This window comes from Synechococcus sp. R5-15 (assembly GCF_047462035.1).
In the GTDB taxonomy this organism is placed as follows: domain Bacteria; phylum Cyanobacteriota; class Cyanobacteriia; order Thermostichales; family Thermostichaceae; genus Thermostichus.
In genome coordinates this window covers 1-17,226 of the sequence record NZ_JANSIK010000089.1, presented here as the reverse complement: position 1 = coordinate 17,226, position 17,226 = coordinate 1, and the positions used below count along the sequence as shown (strand labels likewise).

The following is a 17,226-nucleotide window of genomic DNA, read 5'->3' as shown; positions in this document are numbered from 1 at the left end:
AAACCAACTTCATCCTCTTTCCTCTATAAATTATTCTCTCTATCCTAACATAAGATCAACACGACCTAGTAGATGGAGCGCTAGTGGAGCCAGACTGGGTCACAGGGATCCTCGCTCAAACTTGGCAGACAATAAGATGTGGAACGGATTGGATCCCCGGGTCCATGAGCTATTTAATCGCGGTACTGCCGGATCGCATAGCCGCTGAGGCGGCCTACAGCGCCCTGGAACAAGCCGGCTTTTCCCTGGAGCGATTGCACCTACTGGGGCGAGGCTACAAAACCGCCGATGAGTTTGGGCTGATTGACCCGGCCCAAGCGGCCCGCCGTCAGATGCGGCGCCTGGCCATTTGGTTGGTGCCCTTTGGCTTTTTGGCCGGGGTGGGGTTCAGCGTTTTGAGTGGTTTGGATACCTTTGCCTGGGCGGGACCTATAGGCAACCACCTGATCGGCGGCCTATTGGGCGCGATGGGCGGGGCCATGGGCAGCTTTTTCGTCGGCGGCGGAGTGGGCTTGTCTGGTGGCTCCGGCGATGCTTTGGCTTACCGCAACCGCCTCGCTGCGGGCAAGTACGTGCTCATTGTGGAAGAAGAGAACGAAACCCGCCTCCGCGAAGCCACGCGGATTTTGCGCCAGTTTGAGCCGGAAAATCTGCAAGGGTACAGAGAGCGCCCCTAGACTGGGAGATCTGGGCAGCTATTGAGAGAACTCAGGGAGGTCCAAAAGCATGTCTTGGCTGTGGCAGCAAGTCCCATCGCCGCTTGGGCGGTGGCGGAAGGAAGGGATCCCCAGCTTTGCCGCTGCTGGGGGTGCACTGGCAGTTACGGGGTTTTTTTCGCCGGCTTTTGCCCACCACGCCCTGGGAGGGGAACTGCCTGCAACGGCCTGGGAGGGATTTCTCTCCGGGCTGGCTCACCCTGTCATTGGCTTGGATCACCTGGCCTTCGTCGTGGCCATCGGTCTTGTGGCGGCGGGGCAGCCCTGGCGCTACGGGATCCCTTTGGGCTTTGTGCTAGCGGGTCTGGTGGGCACTGGGATCCACCTGGCCGGCTGGGATCCCCTGGGACTGACGGAGCTGGCCATTGCCTCTTCCGTGGTTCTCTTCGGCTTGCTGCTGGTGCAACCGCGGCAGATCCCAAGTTGGCTCTTGCTAATAGGGGGATCCCTGGCGGGGCTATTCCATGGCTATGCCTACGCCGAAACCATTATCGGCGCCCAACCCATGCCTTGGGTGGGATATCTACTGGGGTTGAGCACCGTCCAGTATGGGGTAGCTCTCCTGGCCCTTTGGGCAGCAGAACGCTGGGGGTTGCGGATCCCTGGCTTAACTCGCTGGGCCGGCTGGGCGATTACAGTGGTGGGGGCTGCCTTCCTGACCTTGGCAGTGGTGGGCGCGTAAAAAGCGCTAATTTTGCTCCCTTGCGCTCGGGATCCCCGATCCGGTACAAGGATAGCGGTGAAGATCTGTAAAACGAGGGGAGATCCCATGGAGCGCACCTTTATTGCCATCAAGCCAGACGGCGTGCAGCGGGGGCTGGTGGGCACCATCATCCAGCGCCTGGAGAGCCGGGGCTACCAATTGGTGGGCCTGAAGCTGGTGCAAGTGAGCCAAGAGCTGGCGGAAGCCCATTACGCCGAACACAAGGAGCGCCCCTTCTTCCACAGTTTGGTGAAGTTCATTACCTCGGGGCCGGTGGTGGCTATGGTCTGGCAGGGCAAAGGGGTGATTGCTGCCGCCCGTAAGCTCATCGGCAAGACCAACCCCCTGGAGGCAGAACCGGGCACCATTCGCGGCGATTTTGGCATCGACATTGGCCGCAACCTCATTCACGGCTCCGATGGAGTTGAAACCGCGCAGCGGGAGATCGCCCTTTGGTTCGATGAGTCGGAATTGGTGAGCTGGACGCCGGTCGCCCAAAGCTGGATTTATGAGTAAGTATGGCTATTGCAAATCGCCAACCTCATCTCCAACGGCAGTGCTATGATCCCCAGTTCTCCTCTGCCTTCGGCACAAAGGCTAGGAGCAAAGTCTGTGCAGCACTCCGGGGCAATATCTCAAACGGGCTTCAATTGGCTGTGAACTGCTGCCCTGGAAGCGCCTCGACCCACCCCTTCTCTGCCAAAACTTGAGCGGCAAGCAGGATTTGTTTCTTGCTGAATTGCCGTTTCCTTTCTGCCCAGGCGTGGAAACCCTCCACCAGCGCCTCCGCCGTGGCAGGGTGCTCCCGAGTCAAAATCCAGTGAGCAGTAGCGAGCAGTTCTAAACCGTACGGCGACTCAAAGCCCTCCACGAGGTCACTGACACGCTCAAAGCGTTCTCTCGTCTCTGGCTGATCGGCGAGATATCTATGGGCTTCCTCGACAGCACCGGGCACCAGTTCCAGCTTCTTGTCTGGTCGATCACCGCCCGAGCCGTACCCAGAGATGTAATATCCCTCGATTTCTTTGAGAACATGCCGCAAGTTCTCGGCGTAGGGTCCATGAACGCCCTTTGTAAATCGCAGGCGAAGCGGCTCCCCGGCTTCCTGCAGGAAGTACATCAGCTTGTGCAGCTCAAGCAAAGAGACAAACGGAACAAGTAGACCGTTTACATAGCGCTCCATAAGGCCCACCAGCACCGCTCTTCCCGGCGTCAAGGAAGGGATCTGGCCGCGGCGCATGCTCTTCGGTAAAGGCTGAGGCCCGGTGGGCTCAAAGACAAGGATGTGGACGTCGGGAAGTTCTGCTAGCGCCTGCTCGATGCGGGAGCGCACATCGGGCCAATGAAGACCCCCGAGGCCGCAGCCTAGGGGTGGCAAAGCGACTGAGCGCAGACCAAGATGCCTGATCTCCTCGGCAAGGGACTTCAGCCCAGCTTCTATATCCTCGATCCGCGACTTCCCCCGCCAGTGGCGTTTTGTGGGGAAATTGATGATGTAGCGCGGATTGGTCAGGTTTCCGGTCTCGAAAACGAACATTTTGCCCGGTTGGACTTCCCCCCGCCGGCAGGCTGCGGCATAGGCCTTGAAGTTCCCAGGCCATGATTTCAAGTGCTGTCGCAGAACCAGTAACAAGAATCCCCTGCCTTTAGGCAGGGGGGTATGCCAAAATCCCTTGCAAGTTGTCTACATGGGTAATGTGGTAGATTTTGGGACTTTCTGGAATTGGCGCCATACCTCCGCTCTACGATGCAGCTTTGAAAAAGGCAGAGCCAGATGCGCTTCAGTCGGAACGAGAGTTGAGACCGACAGGCTTTTGAGCAGTGGAGCTCTCGCTTGGCTCCGGCAGGTAGAGCCGTTCTTCCGAGGCGTCATACTCAAATAGCTCCGCATAGCGTCCCCAGTCAATGGCGGTGGCAAACTGCCGTTCGGCTTCAGCGTGGGGGAAGTGTTCGTCCCAAAGATCCAAGAAGAAGTCCGCTCGCATGGAGCGGCTGCCTTTTTCTTCCAGAGTCTGCAAGATGCTGCGGAACACGGGAACCCGTGCCAATAGCTGTTGTCGGAAGAGATCCTTGCTGCGCAGGATGGTGGTGTTGGCAAAGTCCTGGCCAATTTCGGTCAGTTGCACCACCCCGCTGGCCACCTCGGCAAAGCCCAACAGCACCGCCGCATCCAAAATCGGCAGCAGATCGTCCACGGCCAGTTGCAGCCGCTCGGCCAAATCGGCAATCTCCGCCCGCCCTTGCGGCCACTCCACGATCAACTCCAGCAGACCGCTGATCCCGCCCACCCGCGCATGGGGCAGAGGCAAGGCATAGGGGGAAGTGGCCTTATCACCAGCCAGCGCAGGCAGAGCCACCTCTCCGGTAACAGCAATTTCGGGGTTGGTCATGATCTCGTAGATGTAGTCCACCAAGGACTTAAAGCGGGGATCCGTGCGCTCGTGAGGCCGCGGCAGATCTATTCTCACCTCCCCCCGGATCCGCCCTGGGTTGGATCCCAGAATCACCACCCGATCCGCTAAAAACACCGCCTCTTCGATGTTGTGGGTAACGATGAGGATGCTTTGGGAAGGGAAGGCTTGCGCATTCCACAGCTCATCAATTTCCCCCCGCAGGTTTTCGGCAGTCAGCACATCCAAGGCGCTGAAGGGCTCATCCATAAACAGCACCTTGGGCTCTAGGACAAAGGCGCGGGCAAAGCCCACCCGCTGCTTCATCCCCCCCGAAAGCTCCTTGGGGTAAGCGTTCTCAAACCCATCCAAGCCCACCAGGTCAATGGCCTTCAGGGCCTTTTGCCGGCGGATCTCGCGGGGGATCCCTCGGGCTTGCAGCCCCAGCTCCACATTTTCTTGCACGGTCAGCCAGGGTAGGAGAGCGAAGCTCTGAAACACCATCGCCACATCGGGGTTAGGCCCGCGTAGAGGCTTGCCGTTGCTCAGCACCCGCCCTTGGCTGGGGGGGATCAGGCCCGCCATGATGCGCAGAAGGGTGCTTTTGCCGCTGCCGCTACGGCCCAGCAGAGCCAAGACTTCCCCAGCCCGCACCTGCAGGTCAATCTGGCTTAAAACGGTAAACTCCCCCTTGCCCTCTGGCAAAGGAAAGCGCTTGTAGACTTTCTCGACCTCGATCAAAACGGGGGAAGCTGCAGAGCTCATATTGCCTCAGAAATTGAAAAGACTAAAGGTGATATTTTTCTTCTGCCAACCGATACAGCCGTCGCCAGAAGAGGCGGTTAAGGCCCACCACAAACAAGCTCATCATGCCAATGCCCAAGGTAATGCGGGGCCAGTCCCCCACCGAGGTTGCCTCGGCAATGTAGGTGCCCAATCCTGTAGCCTTGAGGGTGGTGGATCCCCAGGCCACAATCTCCGAGACAATGCTGGCGTTCCAAGCGCCGCCGCTGGCCGTGACTCCCCCGGTGACCCAGGCGGAAAAGATCCCTGGAATGATCAGCTTTCGCCAGCGCTGCCATCCTCGTAAGCCCACATCCACAGCCATTTCTCGCAAGTCCGTGGGGATGCTTTGGGCACCGGCAATGGAGTTGAAAAGGATATACCACTGTGCCCCCAGCGACATAAGCAAAATGCTGCCCCACTCAATGCTGATCTGGGTGCGGATAAAAAACAACGTGGCAAAGGGAAAAAGGAAATTGGCCGGGAAAGCTGCCAGGAATTGCACCACCGGCTGCAGCAGTTTCGCCAGTTTTGGATTAAAGCCAATGGCCACCCCAATTGGGGTCCAGATCACCGTGGCAAAAACCAGCAACACGCTAACCCGCAGCAAGGTGAGGATCCCTAGCCCGAAGGTCAGCATCACCTCTCCAAAGCCCACAGTGGTAGCCACAAAATAAACAATCCAAATCCCAATGCCGCCAATAGCTGCCCGGGAAAGCTGGGTTAGCAGCCGCTCGCGGCGTCGCTCGGCCTCAGGACTGAGGGGATCCACCCAGTGCGGGCGAGTCAGATAGGACAACAGCCGATCCACCAACTCTGCCAAGGGGGACAGCCAACTGCCGATCAGCCGCGGGATCCGCGCCGTGGTCAGCAGATCGTACAGCCAGGATTCGGGGGCAGCAGCCCCGCTGCTCTGTTCCAGGCGAAACTTATCCGACCAAGCCACCAAAGGCCGCCAGAAAAGCTGATCCACCAGCAGGATCACCCCGGCCATGGTCAGGAGCGCCCAGCCCAGCTTGGGCAAATCCTCTGCTTGAATGGCGGCTTCCACATAGGATCCCAGCCCCGGCAGCGTGTATTCCTGGTTGAGCACACTGATGGCTTCGCTGGCTGCCACAAAGAACCACCCTCCGCCAAAGCTCATCATGGCGTTCCAGATGAGGCCCACCATTGCCGCCGGCACTTCCAACTGGGTAAAGCGCTGCCACCCCGACAGGCGATACAAGGTAGCCGCTTCCACCAACTCTTGAGGCAGCGTGCGCAGGGATTGGTAGAAGGAAAAGGTCATGTTCCAGACTTGGCTGGTGAAGATGGCAAAGATAGAAGCCGCCTCCAACCCCAGCAAGCTGCCGGGAAAAAGGGCAATAAAGCCGGTGACGGTAATGGAGAGAAACCCCAACACCGGCACCGATTGCAAGACATCCAACAGAGGGATCAAAATTCGCTCGGCCCAGCGGCTTTTGGCAGCAATGTAGCCATAGACCAAGGTAAAAAGGGTGGAAAAGGCCAAGGCAATGAACATGCGCAAGGTGGAGCGGGCCGCATAGTAGGGCAGGTTGCGCGGATCCAAGTCGATCCGGGGCACCACCGCCGGGGGCTGAAACCGCTCAAAAGCCCCTACCCCCACCTGCGCCACCAAGGCCAGGAGAACCAACGTGCCCAGAATGATGGCCCCATCGGCAGCCCCCGCTGGCAGCCGACGCAGCGCCTCCGGCGAAGGAAAAGTCCTCATCTTCCCTGACCAAGCCCGGCATCCGCGCCCAGTGTACACCGTTTGCGGTTAGCCAGGATCCAGCCGGCTACTCTTCCGGCAAGTCGGGGGGAGACTCCTTCCACTGGGGATCGTCCAAGATGGCTTTTTTGGTCTGCTTGAGTTGTTTCCACAGCTCCTTGATTTGCCGGTAGGCTTCTTCCGGGGTAATTTTGCCCCCGGTTTCCAAGCTACAAATCAAGGACACTTTATTGCTAAATTCCTGCAGGTTGGCATCAAAAACTAGGTTCTGCGGCCTCACTTCGCCCCAGTAGGGATAGCGAGGCGAAATGAATTCATCTTTGTTGGGAGGAGTTGGTTCTGCCACGGCCTAACCAGGGTAAAAGAATGGTTCACAACAAGAAGGTCAACATGAAAAGCTCCATTAAAGCAGGATCTACTAGCCCAGTTTATGGGCGTTTTCTCTTAACCGGCTTGGGTACTTTTGTGGGATCTCGCAGAGGATAAAACGGCTCTTGAATAGACGCTTCCCCACGTGTCGAGGGGGTGGAACTCTTCCTGGCTTTGGGTTGGGGGGGGGAACGCTTCAGGCGTGGGCGCGGCGGCGTTTTGAGTACTGGGCCGATGGGAGTGCCCGCCTCCACATAGAGCAGGGATCCGCGGCGGCGCACCTGCAGATCCCAGAAATTGCCTACCCCTTTGCCCGGCAGGGATCCGATCAGGCGCAATTTGAAGGCTTGGGGCTTGGGGGCTGCGGCTCCATCCTTCTGGACTCGCTGAGAGGGAGAGTTGGCGGAAGCTTTTTTGCCCGATTGACGGATCTTGACGATGATGAACCCTTTCTCCTGGGATTGAAAAACGACCTCGCCCCGGATGGAAAACCAATCCGGCACCACCGTCGGACGGGATCCCTCGGGGAGAGTTCGCCCCATTTCTTCTGGGGCCCACACCCCCAGCAACTGCACGTGCAGATCTTCGGTTTTGTCGCGGGTGCGAGGATAAACCACCCACAGGTAGTTGCGTTCCGGCTTCAGGTGCTTCCGTACCAGGCTCATCACCCGGCCCAGCAATACGGCATTCAGATCCAAGCCATCCGAGGTGCGCAAAATCCCGCGGGTAAAGTGCTCTGGGGAGGGAATGTATTGCCCTTCGATGAGGCCGATGGCTCGGTATTGCATCTTCTCCCCAGGCGGGGGGATGGGTTCCAAACAGACTCGCTCTTTCTTTTCTTCCAAGCTAGCAGTGGTACTGACAACAGGCTGCAAGGACTCCGTCCCGCTGTCGCGAACAGCACCAGGAGCTGCCGCAGGATCCTGAGCTTTCGCTGATGACAGGGATCCCTTGGCCTCGCCGGTTGAGCTGGGTCTGGGGGGCCGTACAGGTCGAAAGGGAGATCTCAGATCGGAGGACATTGTGACGGTTCCGTTGCTGTCAATTCAGAATGCTCGGCGGCAGACATTTACCGTTGCAAAAACAGGCTATAGCTTTAGCTTTGCTCTTGACCCAAGGCTTGCTCAGCACACCACCCATTAGCCTAACAATGCCCAACAGCGTTTTTCCATTCTGCTTCTATTGGGAAACTCCTAGCAGCTGCCCTTGCCCGCAGTTGTCAACACTGTAGCCGACCTGTAGCCAATGGTAGCAACTGTTCCAAGGGAATGGTTCTCAGGCTGCAGGATGTCTATTCCCCAGACAGGGCCATTGATATTGATGAGTATCTGTAGTTTTTTCCGGCAACGCTGACTGGAGGTGTTTCTGCACAGCCGGGATCCGACTGACCGATCCCCAGGGCTCTCTAAGGGCTGGATTGCATTCCCTCAGCCAAGGGGATCCATTCAGCCATCTTGAAGCTCATCGCTTAGGCAGGCGTTGCCCACACCTGCGGAGTGAAGCTGCCGTGTAGGCCATAGGGAATGTGGTGCCGCAATGGGATACGCGCGACGGGGCCGGCTGTCAGATCGGCTGCTTCTAGGATCACCACTTGAGAGCGCTGGCTGGCCGCATCAAAAACCACCGTCACGATCCACCCTGCCTCTTCTCCCTGACCTTCTGGATCGGGGATGAACACCGGTTCTCCCACAAAGCCGCGGGGGGCAAAGCTGTACTGCTGTGTGCGGCCTGTAGCGGTATCCAGCTTGAGGATGGCTTGCAGAGGAGCATTGGGGCCAGGAGCATGGGTGGCCCCGATGTAGATGTAGCGGTGGGATCCCCCCATTCGAGCCGGGTGGATGGCCGGAAACTCCACCGAGCGATCCAGCAGCAGTTCCCGCTTCACGCTGCCCCCCTTGGGATCCAGATAGAACCGCCACAGCTTGCCCGCCGGAATCTGGGCAAAGTCAATCTGCAGGTAATCGGCATCCGGCTCCAGGGCAGGGTAGTTCTCATAGAGGACGGCATCCACCACAACCCGATCCCCGACTTCGTAGCCGTTGACAAAATGGAAAACAAACCCCGGCTCCGCTTCCAGTTGCAGCGGCTCGTCGCCCTGGGGAAAGAGCCAGATGCGGGTCGGCTCCCCCGGTTTCAAGGTCAGACAGGTGCCCGCCGGTTGCCAGCCCAACACAAACGGCAGGGGATTGAAAGCCAAGGGATTTTGGAAAAAGATGCGGTAGCGGGGTGTCCAGACAAAATCGTGCAGGAAGGCAAAACCGGGCAGGCGGTAATCCCGCTTTTCCACCAAGCGCCCGCGCGAGTCCAGACGATAAAACAGCAACGTGGAGTTCTGGGCAGCCCGCACCCCAAAGGCGATGAGATCTCCCGTGTGGGGATCCCGCCGGGGATGGGCAGTGAAAGGCTGGCTGGCCGAGATCCCTCCTGCAAACGTTTCGATCCCCTCGGTGGCCAAGGTGGCCGGGTTCAGCCGGTAAGGGGCACTGGCCTCCCACAGGGCCAGCAGCTTGTCTCCCTGGTAGATGACGTTGGTGTTGGCGGGATTTTTGAACCGCAAGTCGAGAAAGTTGCTCCACCAGCCGCCCGGCTTTTGGGTGCCAAACACCCCTCGGTAGAGCACCCGACCGGCTTTTTCCTCTGCTTCAAACTCGCGGGTGCGCACAAACCGGTTGCGAAAATGAACCTTCCCCTCCACAAAGGTGATGGCGCAGACCATGCCGTCGCCATCGAACGGGTGTCCGTAGCGCTGGGATCCCACCTCCAGCTTGCCTGGGCCGTTGCGAAACAGGGTTCCCCGCAACCCTGCCGGGATCCGTCCTTCGATCTCCGTAATCCAATAGTCGTACTCCTGGGATAGGGAGCGATAGCCCAATTGCCAGTCGGTGGTGCTGTAGGGAAGGGAAGCGACGCTGACCATGGAAGATCTGCATGCAACGCCCTCTATTGTTGCTTAAACTTTTGTGAAGTCGCCAGTTTTTCTGGGCCGGGATAGCCACCTTGGTTGGGATCCCCAAGATGGAGTCGCCCCGATTCGACTATGGTAGGAAATGCCCCCAAAGCGCCTGACAGGATCCACAGTACCCATGTTTGATGCCCTCTCCGAGAAGTTGGAATTGGCCTGGAGAAAGCTGCGCGGCCAGGACAGGATCACCGAAACCAACATTCAAGAAGCTCTGCGGGAGGTGCGGCGAGCCCTGCTGGATGCGGATGTCAATTTGCAGGTGGTGAAGCAGTTTATCGAGGATGTGCGGGAAGCTGCCCTGGGATCCGAGGTCATCCTGGGGGTGACGCCGGATCAGCAGTTCATCAAGATCGTCCACGACGAGCTGGTGAAAGTGATGGGGGAAGCCAACGTGCCCATTGCCCAAGCGGAGCAGCCTCCCACCATTGTCCTCATGGCCGGTTTGCAGGGATCCGGGAAAACCACCACCTGCGCCAAGTTGGCTCTGTATTTGCGCAAGCAGGGCAAGAAGTCTCTCATGGTGGCCGGAGACATCTACCGTCCGGCGGCCATCGACCAGCTCAAGACGCTGGGCCAGCAAATTCAGATCCCCGTTTTCGACCTGGGCAAAGCAGATCCCGTCGAGATTGCCCGGCAGGGGGTGGAGACGGCCCGGCAGCAGGGCTACGACTACGTGATTTTGGACACTGCCGGTCGCCTGCAGATCGACCTGGAGATGATGGCGGAGCTGGAGCGGATCAAGGCGGCGGTGCAGCCCCACGAGATCCTGCTGGTGGTGGATGCCATGATCGGCCAAGAGGCAGCCAGCCTTACCCGAGCCTTCCACGAGCGCTTGGGCATCACTGGGGCCATTCTCACCAAGCTGGATGGGGACACCCGCGGTGGGGCCGCCCTTTCCATTCGCCAAGTGTCCGGTCAGCCCATCAAGTTCATCGGTGTTGGCGAAAAGGTGGAAGCGCTGGATCCCTTCTACCCGGATCGCATGGCCTCCCGCATTCTGGGTATGGGGGATATCCTCAGCTTGGTGGAAAAAGCTCAAGAGGAAATCGACCTGGGAGATGCCGCCAGCATGGCGGAGAAGATGATGACTGCCCAGTTTGATTTCACCGATTTCCTCAAGCAGATGCGCCTAATTAAACGCATGGGATCCTTGGCAGGGCTGCTGAGACTGATGCCAGGGATGGGCAAAATCAGCGAGGAACAACTGCAAAAGGGACAAGACCAACTGGCCCGCGCCGAAGCCATGATCAACTCCATGACCCCCGAAGAGCGGCGCAACCCGGATCTGTTGGCCCGCAGCGTCAGCCGCAAACGACGGGTGGCCCGCGGATCTGGCCACAAGCTGGAGGATGTCAGCCGACTGGTCAGTGATTTTCAACGCATGCGCGACATGATGCGCAACATGGGCATGGGTGGCGGTTTTCCCGGTATGGGTTGGGGGGGTGGGCGTACCTCTCTTCCCGGCGGGGATCCCAGTTGGCGCGGACGTTCAACGGCCTCTCCCTCTCGGCAACAGCCCAGCCGCAAACCGGGCAAAGGTGGGGGCAAAAAAGGGGGCGGCAACCGCGGATTTGGGGGCAAGTAGGATAGGACTATGCCCTTCCACGTTGTTTTGGTTGCCCCAGAGATCCCGGCCAACACGGGGAATATCGCCCGCACCTGTGCAGCCACCGATACGCCTCTCCATCTGGTGGATCCTCTGGGGTTTCGCCTTTCTGATCGCTACCTCAAGCGGGCGGGGCTGGACTATTGGCAGCACGTCCAACTGTATCGCTACCCCTCTTGGTCTGCTCTGGTGCAGGCCCACCCTGAGGCCCGGTTCTGGTGTTTTAGTGTGCGCGGCAAAGCCCTCTATACGGAAGTAACCTATCAGCCGGGAGACTGGTTGGTGTTCGGCAGCGAAAGCCGGGGGTTGGATCCTCTGTTCTTGGAAACCTATCCCAGCGTGCGCATCCCACTGCGGGGGCCGGTGCGCAGCCTGAACCTCAGCAATGCCGTAGCGATTGCCCTTTTTGAGGCGCTACGTCAGCAGGGATCCCTGACAAAAGAATAAGTGGTCGGGTTGGCCCTGATATAATAGCTACTTCTCCCCGTCAGGAAGATGTGTGCTCTGCAGTATCTGCGCCCCGACTTGCTCTACCTCAAGCCCTACGACGCCGTGCCTGCCCCGGCTGCCGACAAGCTGGATGCCAATGAGTTCCCCCTCGATTGGCCGGCGGGCTTTAAGCAGAAGCTCTCCCTCCTTTGGGAAAAGGGGATCCCCAGCAACCGCTATCCCGATGCCCACCACCGGGGCCTGAAGCAGGCCATCGCCGCCTATGCCGGAGCGGAGCCAGAGCAGATCAGCCTGGGCAATGGGTCGGATGAGCTGATCCGCTCCCTGCTGATTGCCACCTGTCTGGGCGGGCGGGGCGGCATTTTGGTGGCAGAGCCCACCTTCTCCATGTACGCCATCCTGGCCCAGAGCCTGGGGATCCCAGTGGTGCGGGTTCCCCGCGACCCGGAGACGTTTGCTCTGGATCTAGAGCGATGTCAACAGGCTTTGAGGGAGCATCCGATTCGGGTGGTGTGCCTGGTGGATCCCAACTCGCCGACGGGGAATGGCCTGACGGCTGCAGAGTGGGAGTGGGTGGAAGGGCTGCCCGAAGAGATTCTGGTGATTTTGGATGAGGCCTATTTTGAGTTCAGCCGGCACACAGCCCTGCCCAAATTGGCGGAGCATCCCAACTGGGTAATCTTGCGCACCTTCTCCAAAGCCTTTCGCCTGGCGGCCCACCGGGTGGGCTATGCTGTGGGTCATCCACAGCTTATGCAAGTGTTGGATGGGATCCGCCTGCCCTACAACCTCACGGCCCTTTCTCAGTGGGCGGTTCAGATGGCTTTGGAGCATGCCGAGGAGCTTTTGGCCGACGTGACGCTAATTTGTCAGGAGCGGGAAGCCCTTTATCAAGCTCTGCAGGAGCTGCCAGGGGTGCGGGTGTGGCCCAGCCAAGCCAACTTCCTCTACTTCCGGGTGGCCGGCTGGGATCCCCAAGAGCTGCAGCGGGCCTGGCAGGAGCTGGGGACTGGTGTGCGCTACACGGGTGGGGGGCTGCGTCTGACGGTGGGCACCCCTGAAGAGAACCGACGGGCCTTGGAGCGCCTGCGCCAAATCCTGCAGTAGATCTCCCGGCTCCGAGTTGCTTTTGGAGCCAGCCTAGGTGGACAAGCCTGCGGTCAAGAAACGCTGGATCAAGCTGTGCACCTGCTGCAAGTGTCGTTCGTCCAGATGCTCCAGCGCCTGGGCGATTTCCGCTCTGAGTCGGCTCTGGGTGTCGGTTTGGGCCCGCTGCAGCAGCCAACTTTGGACAGGGCTGGGGTGCTCCACAAAGTCAAGCGCCCAGGGATCCCGTCCGTCCAGCTCAGGTTCTGCCTGGGGCAGCTGCTCCCTCCAACGCTCTTGAGCCTGTCGAAACTCCTCCGCCAAACGATCTGTTGGGCGCCCCTCCGCTTGGAGAACCTCTTGATACCTTTGGTGGGTCACCAGCCAGCGCTGCCGAATTTGAGAGCGTTGCTGCCTGGTCAGCCTGCCGGTTCTGCTTTCGGTGAAGCGCTCGTAAAACCTGAGCGTGTCTCGGTAGTGGCCCAATCGCTCACAAGCCAAGCCTACCTCCAGGGGCTGTAGCCACCAGGCCCGCTCCATCTGTGTGCTGGTAACCACTTCCTGCAGAAAATCTCGCAGCCCAGGGGATTTGCGCCTTAAGTCTTCCCAGTTGGTCCGGATATCCCGGGCCATGGCAGCCACCAGCTCGTAGTCATGTCCCCGCTGCCACGCCTGAGGATGGGCCTGCACCGTTTTCCAGAGCTTCTCCCACTCTCGGCACTGGATCAGAACTCGCAGCATCAGCGGCCAGTCTTTCAAGCGCTCCAGACTGGTGACGACGTCGCCGATGTACTCTGCCCACTCGCCTGTGAGGGGACGTCCTGCCTCTTGCCATCGGTCCAGCACCACCGAGTCTTGGCGGTCTTTGGATAGCCACCTCACCTTGCCGGGAAGGGGTTCCAGGTGGATCTTGGCCCGGTAGTAGGGGGAATGCTCCGTTTGGCCCCCCTGATCCCAAACCTCTACCGCCCGCTCAAATTCCTGCCGATAGAAGTGACAGATACCCCAAATCTTGTAGTACTGATTCGCGAACGGCTGCCGCTGGCCGAGAAAGGCCAGACGTCCCTTCAAAGCCTCAAGGGTCTCTTGCAAAAACCAGCTGCGGGCCTCTTCCTGGGGGCAGAAAGTTCCCAAGTTGTTGAGAACTTGCTCAAGCTCTGCCAAAAATTGCTGTACACACTCTTTCCAGGTGGAATCCGTTCGTGTAAGCGGGACGAAGTCCCTATCTTTGGGGCTGACTTCAACGCTCAGCCAATCTCGCACCCGCACCAGTTGTCGGAAGCGCTCCATAGACTTGACAGAGGTTCTTTGGGTCGCCACCATCAAGTCCACCAAGGGGCTGTAGTCTGGGATCCCAGGACATCCAGCAAAGTAGGCGGCGTTACGCTGCAGCTCCAACCAGGCCTTCCCTCTCCAAAAGCACTCCCAGGCTTCTCGTTTAAGATTTTTGTTGGGCAAAGCAGACTGCTCTAGGCTTAGGAACTTTTGCCCTGCGGAAACGTAGTTCTTCTGGAGCTTGAGGATCCAGGCCTGACATTCCTGTTCTAGAGGTGGTTTTTTTGCCTTCCGCGCCAGAGTTTGAACATCCTCCAGAAGTTTAGGGTTGCCCTCCTCGATGCCACGCCTGAGAAGTTCAAGAGCTGCCTCCTGCAGATCTTCCAAGCTTGTATTGGTCCAGTACTGGATATTGATGCCTTTGACAGGGTAACCCAATACCGGTGGGTCGGTCTCCCATTCCGACCGATCCGGTTGCAGAGAAGGATGATCGAGCCAAGAGTTGGATTCTAAGCTTGGATCCCAGAACTCCCGCCAACCGGCAGAGGTGTCCACAATGGCCAGGGCCTCGATGGGGCGGGTAATGCCGACATACAATTGGTTGAGAAAATAATGGAGTTGCAGGGATATCGCCTCCCCAGCTCCTCGGGCGTAATAATTAAGCTGCCGGTTAAAGTTTTGTCGATAGGCGTTTCCAAACTTGTAGAGGATAACTTTTTTGAACTCCATTCCCTTAACAGACGTAGCAGTTTGCAGGAGCGGTGGTTTAAGATTCTGCTTCAATTCCTCGGCAAAGATCTTCTGGAGTTCGGGATCCTGACGCACGTAGTTCAGCTCCTCTCCCACAGGACAGGGTAAGATACAGACTGTTCCTGTGAGATCACTAAGCATTTTTCTAAGCTCATCTTCGATTAAGTTTCTTTCCTGACCATCCAGCACAAACCTTTGAACCGGCATGCCCTGCTCATGGGGACGCCAGGGCTGTTGGGGATAGATTTCTCGACTCTTGCTGAGAACTCGCCGCCACAGGTTGACTACATTGCTAAAACGAGTAACTTGTGGATTGCTGCGATAGTTGTTTCTCAGCTCCTGCGGGCCTGCAATCTCAAAGGGATGGCTCGGCAACAAGTAGGCGCGGATATGCTCGTAGAGATATTTTTTCAGAGCAGCCCAACGAAATCCCGTTGGGTTAATGGTTTGCAAGGGATCCCCGGCAAAGGCATAGGGCAGGCGCTCAATAGCCCAATCCAACTTGTATTTTCCCCAAGGAGATAAGCAAAAAATGATATTCAGCTCAAGTTGGGTAAAGTCCTGAACCTCATCGCAAAAAATGACTGGATGAATAGGATTAAGAGTGCCATTCTGCAGCACATCTCTGGCCAAATCTTGGTCATCCCAGTAGCCCTCATGGGTGGTTCGATCCCGGTAACCCGGCCAAATCTCTTCGTAAATCCGCTCGAAGGCTTCTTCATCCACACTGCGGTCGGCCTCAGGCAATTCTCGGTAGCTATCGGGATCCAAATAGTCACTGACCTCATAGCCTTTGATCAGCGTGCGAATGGTGTGCCAAGCCAGCTCTACATCGCGGCGACCACAATACCAGCTCTGAAATCGATAAAAATTGACATACCGATCCGGTTGGTAGCGTTCTTGCCGCTCGGCAGGAAGGCAGTTCAGCAGGTAATCCTGAAAAGTGCTAAAAAAAGTTTGACATTGCTGAATTTCCTCCGTGGAGAAGCTGCACCCCTTCTCCCGATAGCGGTGGCTGATGCGCAAAATTGAACTTACCCTGTCGCGGGCTTGCTGCACCAAACTGGGGCTGTAGGTCAAAAAGAGAGGGCGGTACTCAAGAGGTCTCTGTTTTGAAGTTTTGAGGTAGTGGCTGCAATAGTCGGCAAAGCGGTAGTACAACATCAGAGATTTGCCACTCCCGGCCCTTCCGTTGATCAGTAGGGGCATGGATGTACTCTGCAGGATTTCTTCCTCCTCCATGGACAAAGCCAAATTTCCCTCTGTGATCTCCTGCATTTCCAACCAAATGGTCTCATCCATCACCATGTAGTCGGGGTAGGCGCGGCGGGCATATCGCTTCCAAATCTCTAAAGATTGTGGGTGTTGGAGAATATCCGGCTGATCGGCCCCCCTCCCAAATAGGCAAGTTCGGCGCCCCAGGTCAAACCGCTCTCTCTGCTCCGGAGCGTGGTCGTAAACTCCAATTAAAAATGGAGATAAGACTTTTTCCTGCTCACATACCTGCACCAGGCTGATAGCCAGATGTATCGAGCCTTCCCGCCAGCACCTAACCTCAGTTTCTGGATAAAACAGTGGTAGTTTCCAGTAGAGATTCCCTTTCTCATCGCCAATGAATTGCTCTACCGCCCGATACACTTGGCGCCGCTGTTCTAGAGAAAGGGCTTGCACTTGCCGAACCCATTCCCCGCTTTCCAACACAAGCCGCTCCTGCGGATTGGGAGCATTCAAGAACTGTGTCCATTCATACAGCTCGTCGGGCAGAGGGGGGAGATGGTTTGGCGGATCCACTGGTTCCCGCCGTTGCGCCAGCCACGCCTGCAACCGGTCATCGGGCACCCAGCTCCGCACCCGCTCTTGATAATCCGGATCTCGCCGTCGGTCTAAGAACTCCCGGTATTCGTGACTGCCTCTCGGCCAGAGGCCAAACAAAACCAGAACGGGTACCTCGCCTACATAGCGCAGCTCCCCCACCAAGCGAATGTTGTTGCGGAGATTACGCTTCCAGTAAGGGTAACGAACGTCAAACAACTGGCTCAAAAGGGTGCGACCCCCCTCTTCCAGCCGTTCTATCAATGCTTCTAGGTTGCACTGGGTTTTGCTTCCCAGAAACTCCTCCGGGCAATATACATACATGGGATCCCGCCGGGTATACTTGGAAGCCATCCTAGTGCCGGACTACTGGCGAAAATTGCCGCTGTGCCAAAAGTCTTAATTTTTTTCATAATCCCCACGTAGCCCACAACTACCTATGTAGCCATTTGCAAACTCACAAAACATCTCGATTCAAGCTTTTGTAAACTACCCGACACCCGCGCTATGCGCAGGGTGCGAGCTTTATCCCAATCCCTAGCGGCCCCAGAGGACAGCTAAGTTTCGGAATTTCAGGCGAGTTTACAGTCGC

13 protein-coding genes are annotated in these 17,226 nt (G+C 57.8%); 6 read left to right on the top strand and 7 right to left on the bottom strand.

What is annotated here, in order from left to right:
• Positions 1–164 precede the first annotated feature (164 nt).
• From NW839_RS08210 to ndk, 3 genes are all read left to right on the top strand, one after another.
• Entirely contained in the window at positions 165–677 is a 513-nt protein-coding gene (locus tag NW839_RS08210; RefSeq protein ID WP_414350087.1) for a hypothetical protein, read from the top strand.
• A gap of 49 nt (positions 678–726) precedes the next feature.
• A complete protein-coding gene (locus NW839_RS08205; RefSeq protein ID WP_414350088.1) occupies positions 727–1,398 on the top strand; it encodes a HupE/UreJ family protein in 672 nt (223 codons plus the stop codon).
• An 87-nt stretch (positions 1,399–1,485) separates the two neighbouring features.
• Complete coding sequence (gene ndk, locus NW839_RS08200; RefSeq protein ID WP_011431937.1) at positions 1,486–1,935, top strand: nucleoside-diphosphate kinase; 450 nt, start codon at positions 1,486–1,488, stop codon at positions 1,933–1,935.
• Between the two features lie 130 nt (positions 1,936–2,065).
• Here ndk and NW839_RS08195 read toward each other — a convergent pair whose 3' ends face one another.
• The 6 genes from NW839_RS08195 to NW839_RS08170 all read right to left on the bottom strand — a co-directional run bounded on the left by NW839_RS08195 (position 2,066) and on the right by NW839_RS08170 (position 9,610).
• The gene (locus NW839_RS08195; protein ID WP_414350089.1) at positions 2,066–3,052 is read right to left on the bottom strand and encodes a macro domain-containing protein; all 987 of its coding nucleotides are present in this window, start codon (positions 3,050–3,052) and stop codon (positions 2,066–2,068) included.
• Positions 3,053–3,200: 148 nt separating this feature from the next.
• Positions 3,201–4,574 (bottom strand): nitrate/sulfonate/bicarbonate ABC transporter ATP-binding protein, encoded by a 1,374-nt coding sequence (locus NW839_RS08190; RefSeq protein ID WP_414350090.1) that lies wholly within the window; start codon positions 4,572–4,574, stop codon positions 3,201–3,203.
• A gap of 22 nt (positions 4,575–4,596) precedes the next feature.
• Positions 4,597–6,324 carry an ABC transporter permease gene (locus tag NW839_RS08185; RefSeq protein ID WP_414350091.1) on the bottom strand — a complete coding sequence of 576 codons (1,728 nt, stop codon included), beginning with the start codon at positions 6,322–6,324 and terminating at the stop codon, positions 4,597–4,599.
• 67 nt (positions 6,325–6,391) lie between these two features.
• Entirely contained in the window at positions 6,392–6,670 is a 279-nt protein-coding gene (locus NW839_RS08180) for a hypothetical protein (protein WP_414350092.1), read from the bottom strand.
• Positions 6,671–6,752: 82 nt separating this feature from the next.
• Positions 6,753–7,481, bottom strand: a complete 729-nt coding sequence (locus NW839_RS08175; protein WP_414350093.1) for a hypothetical protein — start codon at positions 7,479–7,481, stop codon at positions 6,753–6,755.
• Between the two features lie 680 nt (positions 7,482–8,161).
• A complete protein-coding gene (locus NW839_RS08170) occupies positions 8,162–9,610 on the bottom strand; it encodes a carotenoid oxygenase family protein (protein WP_414350094.1) in 1,449 nt (482 codons plus the stop codon).
• 166 nt (positions 9,611–9,776) lie between these two features.
• Between NW839_RS08170 and ffh the strand changes: the two genes are divergently transcribed.
• Genes ffh through NW839_RS08155 form a run of 3 tightly spaced genes read left to right on the top strand, consistent with a single transcriptional unit; the run spans position 9,777 to position 12,818 of the window.
• A complete protein-coding gene (gene ffh / locus NW839_RS08165; RefSeq protein WP_414350095.1) occupies positions 9,777–11,240 on the top strand; it encodes a signal recognition particle protein in 1,464 nt (487 codons plus the stop codon).
• Positions 11,241–11,249: 9 nt separating this feature from the next.
• Positions 11,250–11,708 (top strand): tRNA (cytidine(34)-2'-O)-methyltransferase, encoded by a 459-nt coding sequence (locus NW839_RS08160; protein WP_011431928.1) that lies wholly within the window; start codon positions 11,250–11,252, stop codon positions 11,706–11,708.
• 48 nt (positions 11,709–11,756) lie between these two features.
• Entirely contained in the window at positions 11,757–12,818 is a 1,062-nt protein-coding gene (locus tag NW839_RS08155; RefSeq protein ID WP_011431927.1) for a histidinol-phosphate transaminase, read from the top strand.
• A gap of 33 nt (positions 12,819–12,851) precedes the next feature.
• Here NW839_RS08155 and NW839_RS08150 read toward each other — a convergent pair whose 3' ends face one another.
• On the bottom strand, positions 12,852–16,988 hold the full coding sequence (locus NW839_RS08150; protein ID WP_414350096.1) for a hypothetical protein: 4,137 nt from the start codon (positions 16,986–16,988) through the stop codon (positions 12,852–12,854).
• Between the last annotated feature and the right edge of the window lie 238 nt (positions 16,989–17,226).